The sequence below is a fragment of the Oleiagrimonas sp. MCCC 1A03011 genome, assembly GCF_003267965.1.
Taxonomy (GTDB): domain Bacteria; phylum Pseudomonadota; class Gammaproteobacteria; order Xanthomonadales; family Rhodanobacteraceae; genus Oleiagrimonas; species Oleiagrimonas citrea.
The window spans coordinates 276,200-289,420 of the sequence record NZ_MSPY01000005.1; the positions used below are offsets into that span (position 1 = coordinate 276,200).

The 13,221-nt window shown below is 62.9% G+C and carries 10 protein-coding genes; 1 reads left to right on the forward strand and 9 read right to left on the reverse strand.

Translation table 11 applies throughout. The features are described 5' to 3' along the window. Nucleotides 1-158: 158 nt before the first annotated feature. Genes BTJ49_RS11810 through BTJ49_RS11840 form a run of 7 tightly spaced genes read right to left on the reverse strand, consistent with a single transcriptional unit; the run spans nt 159 to nt 7,559 of the window. Entirely contained in the window at nt 159-1,178 is a 1,020-nt protein-coding gene (locus BTJ49_RS11810) for a Rieske 2Fe-2S domain-containing protein (RefSeq protein ID WP_113065595.1), read from the reverse strand. Next, nucleotides 1,175-2,284, reverse strand: coding sequence for a GNAT family N-acetyltransferase (locus BTJ49_RS11815; RefSeq protein WP_113065596.1), 1,110 nt, complete (start codon nt 2,282-2,284; stop codon nt 1,175-1,177). Before BTJ49_RS11815 ends, BTJ49_RS11810 begins: the two co-directional genes overlap by 4 nt. Next, on the reverse strand, nt 2,281-3,438 hold the full coding sequence (locus BTJ49_RS11820) for an ATP-grasp domain-containing protein (RefSeq protein ID WP_113065597.1): 1,158 nt from the start codon (nt 3,436-3,438) through the stop codon (nt 2,281-2,283). The genes BTJ49_RS11815 and BTJ49_RS11820 overlap by 4 nt, the downstream gene beginning before the upstream one ends. Next, nucleotides 3,431-4,759 (reverse strand): F390 synthetase-related protein, encoded by a 1,329-nt coding sequence (locus BTJ49_RS11825; RefSeq protein ID WP_113065598.1) that lies wholly within the window; start codon nt 4,757-4,759, stop codon nt 3,431-3,433. The genes BTJ49_RS11820 and BTJ49_RS11825 overlap by 8 nt, the downstream gene beginning before the upstream one ends. Continuing rightward, a complete protein-coding gene (locus tag BTJ49_RS11830; RefSeq protein ID WP_113065599.1) occupies nt 4,756-5,583 on the reverse strand; it encodes an MBL fold metallo-hydrolase in 828 nt (275 codons plus the stop codon). Before BTJ49_RS11830 ends, BTJ49_RS11825 begins: the two co-directional genes overlap by 4 nt. Then, entirely contained in the window at nt 5,570-6,565 is a 996-nt protein-coding gene (locus BTJ49_RS11835; RefSeq protein ID WP_113065600.1) for an NAD(P)-dependent oxidoreductase, read from the reverse strand. The genes BTJ49_RS11830 and BTJ49_RS11835 overlap by 14 nt, the downstream gene beginning before the upstream one ends. Nucleotide 6,566: 1 nt before the next feature. Next, on the reverse strand, nt 6,567-7,559 hold the full coding sequence (locus BTJ49_RS11840; RefSeq protein WP_113065601.1) for a beta-ketoacyl-ACP synthase 3: 993 nt from the start codon (nt 7,557-7,559) through the stop codon (nt 6,567-6,569). A 163-nt stretch (nt 7,560-7,722) separates the two neighbouring features. On the opposite strand from BTJ49_RS11840, the gene BTJ49_RS11845 reads away from it, so the two are divergent. Then, nucleotides 7,723-8,478, forward strand: a complete 756-nt coding sequence (locus BTJ49_RS11845; RefSeq protein ID WP_113065602.1) for a helix-turn-helix transcriptional regulator — start codon at nt 7,723-7,725, stop codon at nt 8,476-8,478. A gap of 294 nt (nt 8,479-8,772) precedes the next feature. Here BTJ49_RS11845 and BTJ49_RS11850 read toward each other — a convergent pair whose 3' ends face one another. Beyond that, a complete protein-coding gene (locus tag BTJ49_RS11850; protein ID WP_113065603.1) occupies nt 8,773-10,167 on the reverse strand; it encodes a dicarboxylate/amino acid:cation symporter in 1,395 nt (464 codons plus the stop codon). A gap of 972 nt (nt 10,168-11,139) precedes the next feature. Then, the gene (locus tag BTJ49_RS11860) at nt 11,140-12,615 is read right to left on the reverse strand and encodes a Fic family protein (RefSeq protein WP_113065605.1); all 1,476 of its coding nucleotides are present in this window, start codon (nt 12,613-12,615) and stop codon (nt 11,140-11,142) included. Nucleotides 12,616-13,221: the final 606 nt, after the last annotated feature.

Here is a 13,221-nt window from a genome sequence, read left to right on the forward strand (position 1 = left end):
AGTGCGTGGTTGTTGCGTTTGGAAATAACGAGCGCATGTTCGGCCATAATGATCTGTGCGTTCATAACGGTCGGACGAGCTACCAGCGGTTCGCGAGCTTTGAGCGCTTGGCCATGCAGCGGGCAGATATGCCTGCGCAGATGCTTGAATCTCGTCGTTCAGAGATACAGCTCGGTATCGATGCCGTCCGGGGGAAGGTCGATGCTTGCGGGATCGTCGCACCAGGCCGACATCAGGTGTCTGCGCACGATGTCGCAGCGCGTGACGATGTCCTGCCGGTCGCCGAACAGGTGCGTGTTGTCGGCCTGCCAGCCGAGCATGCGCGCGTCCTGTTTCGCGACGCGTCGGATGAACGGCCACAGGAAGAGCCGCACCGCCCAGGCCGGCACTCGGCGGCCTTGCACATGCAGCATGCCGATCAGGTGCGTGTTGCGGTCGTCCTGGGGACTGAAGTGCAGCGAGATGCAGGCCCGACTGCCGTTGCGATAGCGGTACTCCAGCTGCGCCGTGCCCGGCGCGCAGAAATGGGCGCGCTCGGATTCGCGCGGGGATTCGAACAGACGGTAGAGCAGGCCCGATTGGGTTTCATGACCGGAGTAGTCGACCGTGAAGCCCTCGTTGTTCGGTTGCAGGCGCACGCGCATGGCGCAGCGTTCGCCACCCTTGCGCACCAGCCCCGGATGCACGAAATGGGTGTGCAGCGGATCGAGCACGTTCTCCAGCGCGTCGACGATGTTTCCGCGCCACACGGTCTGCCACAGGAACTTCCGGTTCCAGGTGTCCATGCTCCGGACCCGCTCGGGAAGATCGTGTTCGTCATCGTCGCACTCGCGTATCCAGATCACGCCGTCGCGCTCGGTCACGCGGACCCTGCGTGCGTGAATGCCGGGCAGGCGCTGTCCGGGTGGAGCGCCGGGCAAGGCCTGCAGGCGGCCCTGCGCGTCGAAGCGCCAGCCGTGATACGGGCATTGCAGTTGACCGTCGATGCAGCGTCCCTTCGACAGTGGCGCGTGGCGGTGCGGGCAGCGATCCTCGAAGCCGACGACGCGTTGTCCGTCCAGACGCGCCAGCACGATCGGGCGACCGAGCAGCAGAAAGCGTTTCGGCGCACGGCCGACCTTGCGCGACAAGGTCACCGCGAACCATTGGCTGCGAAGGTGCGAGGGCCAGGAGGTCATAGCCGGAACCTTTTCATGACGGGGACGCCGATGCCGCGCAGGATGCCGCCGAGTGCGCGCAGCGCATGGCGGCGCGCGCGCGGCAGGTGATCGACCAGGACGACGCTGTACTCGATCGCGGGACGGCCGCCACGCTGGCGCTTGAAGTCGGCCACGCCGGCGCTGAGGTTGACCAGGTCGTCCTGCTCTGCGGCCTCGTGCAGTACCCGCGCGGCGAGCCGGCGGTACAGGCCGAGCTTCTGCGGCAGGGCGGTGTTGTAGCCGACGATGGGCGAGGTCAGAAGGTTGCCCATGCGCAGGATGCCGACCACACCCTGCAGCACGCCGCGATCATCGCGCAAGCCATGCAGGTGCAGCAGTCCCGCGTGGCTCCAGGCGCGCAGCAGGTCGCTCCGATACTGCGGGTTGAGCGGCGAGTACTTGCGGACGTAGAGTTCGTGATAGAGCGCGGCGGCGCGGTCGTGATCGTCTTCCTGCAGTGGTGCGCAGGTCACGCCTTCGCCTTTGCGCAGCAGAGCGAGGTCGCGTTTCAGGTCCCGGTGTCGATGGGCCAGCGACGCCACGTCGTCGAACAGATAGACCTGCCGGCTCGGCAGCAGCACGCCGCCGAGCCGGATCAGCGCGCGCAGCCAGTCGGCGTGATGCGCCGTGTTGAGCGAGCGGAACCACAGGGCATGGTCCGGCCAGCGATCCTTCGCCTCGGTGATGGCTCGGTCGAGATCGACGTCATGCAGACATGGGTAGCTGTTGGTCGAGACAAGCCAGTGGTTGAGGGTGACGGCGCGATCGATGCGGCTGCGGCGAAGCAGCGCTCCAGCGCCGTGGATCAGCAGGCGCAGGGGCGCCGAGAGCAGCGGATGACCGAATCGCGCGACTTCCTCCAGCGCATAGCGGTAGTAGGTGGTGTACGGCGAGCAGATCCACGCCTGCTCGTCCTCGTCGTCGTTGATCGTCGCCGGCAGGCGCACATTGCCGGCTGTCACGGCGTCAACGCGGGCATGCACGTTGGCGATCAAGGAGTGGGTCGGCCGTGAGCAGTGCACGCCGAGAAAGGCATCGACCTGGGCGTTGAAGGCGTCCGGTGATACGTGCGGCGCGATGCTCATGGCCACTCCATGCGTTCGCCGTCCCATTCGGTGTCCCGCGTCGAGGCTTCGCGCATCGAGCAGCGCTGCCGTGCGGCCAGTCCCGCGTAGGACGCCAGGTCGGCCAGGCCGCCCAGCAGCGGACATCGGTCGCCTTCCACACCGAGCACGTCGCGCGCGGCGCGCAGGTCGCGCCACCATTGGCGCAACGGGACCGTTCGCAGCGACGGCGACAGCGCTGCGGCCAGCATGACGGGTCCGATCATGCGCAAACTGCTGAAGTCCGGCTGCACGCAGGTATCCGTCTCGCCCATCAACGCGGCGGGCAGGGCCGCGTCGCGTGCGAAGAGGTGCACGCCGCTCACTGCGCGCGGATTGCATTCCAGGACCGCGTACTGATTGGGTTCGGCGGACATCCAGTCGAACGAGAGCTGACCAGTACAGGCGGTCTTGCACGCAAAGGTGCGGACGAAGGCCTCGATCTCCGGCGCTTTGCAGGCCTGGAAGACATAGCCGGAGCTGCCCCGGATGCGGTACACGGGCCGATAGGTTACATGGGCCAGCAGGCGGCCACGGTCGACGACACTGTACGAACACCGTTCCTCGCCGCGGCAGTAGGCTTGCACGACCCACTTCTGTTGTGTGGCAAAGCGCGCGGCGCGGTGCGGGATACCTTCAGGGTAGCGGCGCACGTGAACGCCGAAGCGAGAGAACTCGGGCTTGAGGACGACCGGTCGCCCCGCCGCCCATGCGCGCGCTTCGTCGATATCGTCGACGAGCGCGCTGTCGGGCACATGGATGCCGCAGTCGCGCGCGGCGTCTAGAAAGCGCCATTTGCTGTGCAGCATGGCCAGGGTGTCGAACGGCGGCGCGACGACACGCACGTCCTGCGGCAGGCGCGCACGGCAGCGCGCCACGTAGAACACTTCCTCGCAGGTCGGCAGCACCAGGTCGATCCGGTGTATGGCGATGATCCGGTTCAGCGCCTTCGCGTAGGCGTGCAGATCGCCGCGCGCGGACGGCAGGGATTCGCTGGCATGGACGCCACGCGACCAGCGCGTGATGCGGCAGGGCACGCTGTCGGCCACGACCACGCGCCAGCCCTGCGCGGCGAAACGGCGCGCGTGATCGAGCGCCACCGGTGAGCGTGCGCCGAGGATCAGCACGCTACGCATGTTCCGTCTCCCGGGTCGGTCGCAGTCCGCGCACGCGACGGCGCTTGTGGGTGAGCGCATGCGCGGGCATCTCGGCAAAGATCAGGTCGGGCATGTCGGCATCGAGCCGTTCGCAGAGTGCATGCAGCGCGTCGCGCAGTAGCTGTTCGCGCGATGCGTCCAGTGCGGGCTCGATGGCGATCCGCAGCGCATTCGGCGCGATTTGGTCAACCTGGTAATCCGTGATGGCCGGATCCGCAATCAACAGAGCACGCGTCAGCGCATCCGCGAACAGCGGAATGGATGCATCGCCGGTACGGGCTCGCAACCACACGATGTCGTCCTCGCGCCCCTCGATGCGATCCAGCGCCATGTGCGCGGACCCACAGGAACAGGGCAATTCGCGCTGCACCAGCACGTCGTTGAGGCGGTAGCGGACGACCGGCTGCGTGCGGCGATACAGGTCAGTGACGATGGGCACGAAACGACGTTGCGCACGGTCGATCCATGCGCGTTCCACAATCAGGCCGTCCTCGTTCAGATGCAGTACGCCCTGCGCGCAGGTGTGGCCGAGAAACCCCTCGGTTGCCTGATAGATCTGTTCGATTGCGATGCCCCAGGTCTGCTCCATGCAGGTCCGATCGATGGGATCGAGCACCTCGGCGGCCGAGATCACCCGGCGTGGCGCGATGCGTGCGCGGCCCTGCGAGCGAAGGCGTGCAAGCAGCGCCAGGGCCTGCGCCGGTCCGACCAGAATGGTCGGTGCATAGGCGTCGAGTTCATCGACGAGTTCGTCCAGCGGTTGCACCAGATCGAAGTAGCGGAAGGTGAGCCGAGCGCCCTGGATGGTGTCGTACAGATTGCTGCCGGCGCGAAGCAGCAGCGCGATCCGCTCACGGGCCAGCAGGCCGCCGGGCAGCAGCTTGGCGAGCATCGCGCCGGCCCAGCGGCGGCGCTCCGACGCGCTGGCCAGGAACACGCCGCGCGCCCCGGAGGTGCCGGTCGACAGACCCACGCTGATGCCGTCGAGGGTCGGCTGGAAGTCGCGGCTGCGTTCGGCGCGTTCGGCCACGTTATAGGCGTCGTGCAGGGCGATGCCGGCAGTGTTGAGGGTGTCGAAATGCTGCATCCACCGCGACTTGTCCATCATGGGCCAGCACTCGAACGGCTGTCCGGCGCATGCGGCATAGAACGGTGCATGGGCAGTCAGCCAACGGCTCAGCGCTCGCCAGCGTCGCGCCTGATGCGCGCGGATCTGCTCGCGTGTGCGCAGCCGGTTCCGCTTTCGCGCTGCCAGATAGGCCAGCGCCACACCCGCTTTTTCGGCCCATTGCTGCGTCATGGTCGATGTTCCGCGCAATGAGACGGCACCATGCGCAGCTGCGGCCAGGCGCGATGCAGGCGCGCAAGGCGTTCGAGCGTGGTGCGGTAGGCGTCGGTATCGCCGAGCCAGGAGGTGACCATGGCCGGCGGCGGCACGCCGTCACGCAGTGTGCGCGAGGACCACACGGCATCGGCGACGAGCAGCACCGGCTCGTGATCGCTGCTGTGAAAGAACAGGCCGAAGTGGCCCGTCGCGTGACCGGGAAGTTCGATCGCCGTCAGGCTGCCGTCGCCGAACAGGTCGTAGCCGGGAGCCAGTTCCGCGAACGCATCCGGAAGCATGGCGGCGCGCGGCGCATCCTCGATCCAGCGAACGCGCTTTGGGAAATCACTCGGAAGCAGGTCGTGCAGCAGTCCTTTCCGCACGGCCGCCAGGCGACCGCGTCGTTGCAGGTCCTGCCAACCTTCGCGGGCGCAGAAAATGGACGAGAAGGGAAAATCCCGCAGCCCGCCGACATGATCGCCATGCAGATGCGAGAGCACGATCGCATCGATGTCATTAGCGTCAATGCCGTCGCGCTGCAGCTGGCTTAGCAGGCTCTCGTTGTCCTTCAGCCGCGGTGGCGTGACGGTACGGTAGAGCCGTTCGGGCATGTGCTCCGTGGCGCTGAAGAAATGCTCGCTGTATCCGGTGTCGAACAACACGGCGCCGCGCTGCGGGTGACGAATCAGGAAGGCCAGCGCGGGAAAGCGCGTCATGCGCCAGCGCCCGCCCTTGCGCACGCTGCATTCCGGGTGCAGGCAGTGGCCCACCTCGTAGGCGCGCCATTCAAGCGCCGTCATGATGCGACCATCCTTGCGCGAAGCGACGAATGCCTTCGCGGACCGACACGCTCGGGCGGTAGCCGAGCACGCGTCGGGCACGGGTGATGTCGAACGTTTGCGAATAGCCGAGCACGCCGACACCGTAACGGCTCAACCGTGGTTCCGGCCGGCCCGGTTTGAGCCGTGCCGCGGATTCGGCGGCCGTGCCCAGCGCCAGGGCCAGCGTGCGCGGCAGGTGCACCGGGCGCACGTGCATGTGCAGCGCGTCGAACAGTTCCTGCAGCAGTGTGCGGACGGCCATCGGTTCGCCGTTACTGAGATTGAACACTTGCGGATCGCGCGACGCGGGAAGGTCCAGCGTCGCCAGCACGGCGTCGGCGACATTGCCGACGTAGGTCGTGTCGATGCGTGCGTGCCCGCCGGCGATGTAGGGAAACCAGCCGCGTGAGGCCAGCGCGAGGATGCGTGGAAAAATCGCACGGTCGCCTTCGCCGAACACTGCGCGCGGGCGGAGGATGATGCGCGTCATGTCGGCATGACAGTCATCGGCGACGCACTGTTCGGACTGCCATTTGCTTTCCGCGTAGGCGTTGATCCAGCGCGCGGGCGGTTCGAAAGATTCCTCAATGTCGAATTGATCGGCCAGGCGGAAATAGATGCTGGGCGAGGAAAAATGCACGAAGCGTGGAACCCGATGGCGCCCGGCCGCGCGAAGCAGACGCTCGGTCGCGACGACATTGGCACGTTGGAACGCCTCGCGCGGCCCCCATGGTGCGGATAAGGCCGCGCAATGCACGATCGCGTCGCGTCCGGTCACCAGAGGGTCCAGCGCATCGTCCGCCAGATCGGCGGTGGCGATGTCCGCGAACGAGCCGGCAGCGGCAGTCAGGCGGTCCGGGTTGCGCCCGCTGGCGAGCACTTCGTGCCCGGCGGCCGCCAGTGTGCGGGTGACGTGAGCGCCGATGAAGCCGGAGGCGCCGGTGACCAGGATACGTGCCATGTCAGTAGGTCAGCACCGCGCCGCCGAACGAGAGGCCGGCGCCCGAGCCGATCAGCGCGATCGTGTCGCCGCGTTTCACCCGTTCCGTGGTCACCGCATGATGCAGCGCCACCGGGATCGATGCCGCCATCTGGTTGCCGCGTTCGCCCAGGGTGCGCACAAGATGATCGGTAGGCAGTTTCAGCAGCGCTTGCAGATGGGTCAGCGCCTTGGCGCTGGCCTGGTGCGGAATGATCCGGTCGATGCCTTCCAGCGACACGCCGGCGCGTTCGAACAAGCGCGCGATGAACGCGGGAAGGCGTTGGGCGGCCATGCGATAGGTCTGGCGTCCGCGCATCTGGAAGCACGCGCCGTCCAGGAATGCCTGCATGTCCTCGCGCGGGCGGATGCGCGTGCCGCCCGCGCGTACCTGGCACAGCTCGGCGCCGACGCCGTAGGTCTCGAAGTGTGTGCCGAGGATGCGGCCCGGACCTTCGTCCGCGCAGGCGCCAATGACCACGGCGCCCGCGCCGTCGCCGAACAGCATCGATGTTTCCGCATCGTCCTCCGGCAGGCCGGCGCTGGCGATCTCGCTGGACACGATCAGTACGCGCCGGTAGCGGCCAGCGTCGACGGCCATGCTTAGGGTGTCCAGTGCGGCCAGGAAACTCAGGCAGGTCGCATTGATGTCGAACGCGGGAATGCCGCTCTCGCCCAGGCCCAGCTGCCGCTGGATCAGCGCGGCCGAACAGGGGATGGCCTGTTCCATCACGCTGCAGGCTGAAACGATGCAGTCGAGCTGGTCGGGTGCGAGACCGGCGGCGCGAAGAGCCGCCTCGGCCGCCTGCGCGGCCATGCCGGATGTCGTCTCCCCGGCGTCGGCGTAGTAGCGCCGGGCAATGCCGGCATGCCGCTGGGTCCAGCCGGAGGGCTTATTCCAGCGCGCATCCAGTTCCGACGACGACACGCAACGGCGGGGCACATGCTCGCCTGTACCTAGAATCTGGACCGACATCGTCAACTTCTCCCTATGATCCGCCGACCGCGTTCTTCGGCGTGCGATGCATCTTGCGGCAGCCACGCGGACCGGACAACGCATCCGTGCGGACCGATCAGCGCGAGCGTCGCAAGGTATCAGAAACTGATACTTTTGATGAATAAGGATCACGGAGGACGACATGTCCGCTACCGCCATTCTCGTGCAGGCCATCCGTTCGGAGCTGCGTCATCGCGGCATCACCTATCGTGAACTCGCGGCCCGGCTCGGCGTCAGCGAGCCCACCATCAAGCGCCATCTCGGCAAGGGCGGCTTCACGCTGCAGCGGCTGGACGAGATCTGCGACGTGCTGGGCACCGATCTCGAGTCGCTGCTGCGCCAGAGTCATGCCGACCGGCGCGCCGTGACCGAACTGAGCAAGGCGCAGGAAACTTCCCTGGTCGCCGATCCCAAGCTGCTGCTGACCACTTACCTGATCCTCAACAACTGGCGTTTCGGCGAGATCATGGCGACGTTCCGCATCGACGAGAACGAGTTGGTCTCGCTGCTGCTGAAGCTGGATGAACTGAAGATCATCGAATACCGGCCGCCGCAGCGCATCAAGAAACTGACCGCCCGCAACTTTTCCTGGCGCAAGGACGGCCCGGTGCACCGCTTCTTCATGTCGCGCGTGCTGCCGGAATTCTTCGGCGAGCGCTTCGACGGCACCAGCGATGCTTTTCACTTCGTCGGCGCGACCTTGTCCGAAGGCTCCCGCGCACGCATGCAGGCGGCCATTGCGCGCCTGGTCGAGGAATTCGAGCAGCTGGCGCGCATGGACGCGCGTCTGTCGCTGGACGTGCGCGACGGCTGCTGTGCCGTGCTGGCATTCCGCAAGTGGGAGTTCTCGGAATTCACACGTCTGCGGCGGAAGCGAGTGGCAACGGCTCGCTCGTAGTGCGAACCGTGCCGGTGCGACGCGAAGCCGTCCCGCGAAGTTCGATTGGTAGCAACGCGGCAGTTCGAGCCATGCCGCCCCATGCCCGGCCATGCCCAGGCGAAGGACGAGGACGATGTCGTCCGTGCTCCACGCCGGACGACTTCTCTGTGACACACTCGAGCATCGAAGTGTTGCGGTTCCAGAAACCCGGGTCAGCGTGCACTTCAGCGACTGCTCGTGGCCGAACGCTGCCTTGCGATCAAGCTGGCTATCTTCGATTCGAAGCGGGTATTCGCCATCCCGTGTCCTTGTTCAGGCCTCTGTCTCGTCGAGAGACGGCGTCCGTCGGTTGATCGGTCCGGCAGGTGTGTTGTCTTCGCTCGGCAGCCAGCGGTCCATGACGGTGCTCGCGGCCAGATCTCCGCACACGTTGACCGAGGTGCGGCTCATGTCCAGCACGCGGTCGACACCCAGCAGCAGGGCGATGCCGGCCACGGGGATGTTCGCCGATTCCAGCACCATGGCCAGGATCACGATGCCCACGCCCGGCGTGGCGGGGGCGCCGATGGAGGCGCCCACGGCGGTGATGATGATCAGCAGCATGCCGCCGGTGCCGATATCCACGCCAAACACCTGGGCCAGGAAGATGGCAGCCACGCCTTGGTACAGCGCGGTGCCGTCCATGTTGACGGTGGCGCCGAGGGGGATGACGAACTGGGCGACGGAGCTGCGGATGTGGAGCTTTTCCTGCGCCGTCTTCATGGTGACCGGCAGCACCGCCGCGGAACTGGAGGTCGAAAAGGCCAGCAGCATGACTTCGCGCGCGGCGGACAAAAACTGGATCGGGCGCGTACGGCCGACCACCAGCACCACCGCCAGATAGAAGCCGAGCAGAAGCGCCAGGCCCAGCAGCACGGTACCCACATACACCGCCATGCCCAGCAGCGCATCCAGGCCGATCTTGGTAGTCAACTGCGTCATCAGGCCGAACACGGCATAGGGCGCCAGGCGCATCGCCACGCGCACCACGGTCATGCACACTTCCAGCAGCGAGCCGAGTACATCCAGCATGGGTTTGGACTTCGATGCAGGCATCATCACCAGTGCCACGCCGAAAATGATGGCGAATAGCACCACCTGCAGCATCTGTCCCTCCACCATCGAAGTGAGTGGGTTGGAAGGCAGGATCGTGATCAGCTTTTGCGGCAGCTCGCTCAGCCCGGGCATGCCCGGCACTGTCGTGGGCAGCGCTTGTGCAGGACTGCTGCCGATGGCCTGCTGGACCATCGCGCTGTCGATGTAGTGGCCGGGCTTGATGATCAGCGCCACAGCCAGCCCGATGCTGATGGCCACCGTGGTGGTAAACACGAAATACAGCGTCACACGCAGGCCAAGGCTGCGCAGCTGCTCCAGGCTGCCTCCTGACGTGAGGCCGCGGATCACCGAGGCGAATACCAGCGGAATAACGATCATCTGGATCAGAAGCAGGAACAATCGCCCGGGCAGCGCCAACCAGTTGCCGATCGCGGACGCGGTGTCCGGCGCCACCAGGCCGACCGTGGGGCCGAGCACGATGCCCGTGGCCACACCCAGCACCATGCCGATGATGACCTTCAGCCACAGCCGTCCCTTGGTCAGCTTGTCCAGATAGCTACTCAGGTACGCAAGCGAGCGTGGATGAAGACGTCTTGCCCGGTCGTTCTGCATGGCGATGGTGTTCTCCCACGAGCAGGAAAAGTGGCGTCATGCCCGATGATACGGCTCTTGTATGGCTGTTTCTTCTGAACCAGTCCAATCATAGGCACGAAGTGTCTACCGCATCGGGGAAGTCCATCGCGTAACCCGGACTGCGTCTTTTCGGCCGCTGCACCCGGTGCCTTCGTGGGGATGGTTCGTGATCTTGTGAGTCGGACGCAGTTCGTCCAGGAAGTGGGGGATTGTTTCCATGTGCGCCAACAGCCGACACGTGTGCTCGTCACGTCTCTACTGCGCCTTGCAGAGTTCTTTCGGGTGCCGTTGCGAAGCATTCTGCTCGATCCTGCAGACGCCGCGGCCATTCGCCCTTTGTATGGTGTGGAACCCAGGCGAATTCGTAGCCCTGATGGGCAACTACGCCGGGCACCTGAAGGCAAGGAAAGGTTGCATAAAGCGTTGAAGGAAGCGCTCGGTCTCGGGTTGGCTGGCAAGTCGCTTGCCTGGATATGCAGAGAGCAGATGGTCGCCGTAAGTAGTGCCCGGCACTGGTTCCCTGACTTGGCATCCGCACTGGTTGCGCAGCAAAAAAGACTTCGGCGCGAGCTGAGTGAGCGGCAGCAGGAGCGTCTTCAGGCTTTGACGGTGGATGATCTCAAGCGGCCGGATCTAGCGGGGCTTCGATGGCACGTCAAAGCCGAGGTCATTGCGGAGCGGCTTGTGGTGCCTATCTACATGGCTCGAGCAAGACTTGCGGAGCTGTGGAACTTACAACGTCCGAGCGCTCGCTCGCGCTCGTCTCGCGGACCACGCACTGACATGCACTAATCTTCAGGGGGAACGTTGACTAAAGGCGTCGAGACAATGATGGATTGTCATCGCAAGTTGGGACAACGGCCGCAATCGGCCAATAGCAGTCGTTCAAGGACCTACTGCTAGAAAAGTCATTGCAGCAAGGTACGTTCGCCACCAAGCAGGGCATCCCTGTTAGGAATCAATCAATCTCTTCCATTCAGATAGTGCTATGGCGCAGGCAGATTCAACCCAATCATCGAATCGCTGCTCGATGCTATCAGTTGCTTCAGCATAATTAAATTGGAATATCTCGGGAGTACAGGCCCTAATATTTACAAACTCTGAGCCCTGTTCCTCTGTCGCAACACGCTGAAATGTGAATGCCGTCGCAGCAAGCACCCCATTCCTACCTGAGCCATATCCGTGAATACTTATTACCAGCTCAAATATATGCTCCGTTGAGATAGCTAACCGAGACCATGATCTATATGCGTTCAGGTTCGCAAAATAATCAAAAATATTTGCAATATTAATTATCTGGGCATAAAAATAATGACGTTCGGCAGAGTCGTTGTCGGCAGTACGGGCATTTGCATGGTACTGACACTTCCCCGGTGGGGTAAAGGTTTTTAGTTGATGGTCGAGCTTTTCAGCAATCGCGGATAGACGCGTGCCAGCCTTTTTCTGAAGGTTATTTGCCAGCTTGTATACGCCGTCAACTTCATGTTTTTGCGTCTGGAACTTACTTTTCAGCACCTGTAGCGCCGAGCTAATGATTTCCTCTGCAAATCTCTGTTGCTGGACTTGTTGTTCGAGTCCTATCGCTGACAGCACCGAGCTACGCTGTCTTCTTGAGAAGAGTTTTACCAATGATGAGAGGTCACCATCATCGGCGTTTTCAAGAGCCCCGATATATTCGGTTCGATCCGCGTCTCGAACTACCAAAGGGAACATTTCCGCTTTGAGGAAGACCAAAGAAGCCAGTGCACGCGCCACACGTCCGTTGCCATCTTGAAATGGATGTATTTGCGTGAACCTGTGATGAAGCCAAGCCGATAGCACTTCCGGGGAGGTGTGACCTTCCGCTTCTCGGTACCATGCTATTAAATTCCCCATCTCCTCATCTACAAGCTCGGGTGGACAATACACATGCATAGTGCCGTCCCGGCGACGTGGGTTGTTAGGAAGTTTTTTATATTCCCCGCGCCGGATATTAACTTGTATAACGTTTCCTTCCGAGTTTAATGCCTCAGTTGTTTTTTGGTGTGCAGTGAACTTGTTTTGTAACCCGCGTATGAAATGCTCTGTAAGGGGCTGTTCCCCTTTAACGTGCGAAAAAAGACCCTCTACAATGTCAAGTTGATCTCGAATGATGTCGTTGACGTGCTCGGCCGTTTCCCTAGTAAGTCCGCCTTTGTGAGATATCAGGGATGCGTCTACGCCTTGTTCAATCAAGACTTCGGTAACGCCACGATCCCAGCTATATAAACGCTCAATGATCCCTGTTTCGATGGCCCATTCACGTTGAAGTTTTTTTAAAAACTCTTTGAACTCACCTCTTTCAACAAGCTCGCCTTTACGCTCCTTCCATACCCTTCCTAGAGCATTTAGCTCGTTATCCGTCAGTTTATTGTCTTGCGGCGTAAGATTTTTAATCTTGACATACATATAGACATTCCCTTTTTTATGCGGCAAGCAAGTTGACCAAAGTGCACCATGAAGACGGCTTCGGGTCGCCCCCCGCCGTTCGTACCTTGCTCGCTCACCGTCTCAGCCGCAAGTCGTCGGCTGGAACGGCGGCTTCGGGTCGGTTTGAGTCACTTGATTAACGTCGCCAAGAGCGCTGAACCGTCAGTCCAACCACCAAAGGCTGGGGTTGAAGCCGCTCACTCGGGCGCCTGAAAGCGTTGAGGTGTACATCTCAGCTCAAGGATCTGGGGTCCGACGCATTGATTCCTGACAAGCCTGGGCGCAAACAGACCGGAGGCCTCAGGCGAGCGTGAAGCCATGGGCGGCCAAGTTATGGTTAAGCGTTAACCATAACTTGGCCGATATGGCCAACTTACGGTTAAGTGCACATTGGACGTTGCTGGACAGGTGCCCACCAGCACTCGAAAAGAGTCGGTAAATTGCTGTTTTATTGGGATGGATTTGGTTTGTCGTCGAGATGTGACTCACAATCTGACTCACTTTCTGCGAGGCGAGTTCATCCGACACCTGAGCAGCTTTAGCGTACTACGCATTTATACAGCATTGGACCAGTGTTCGAGCAGT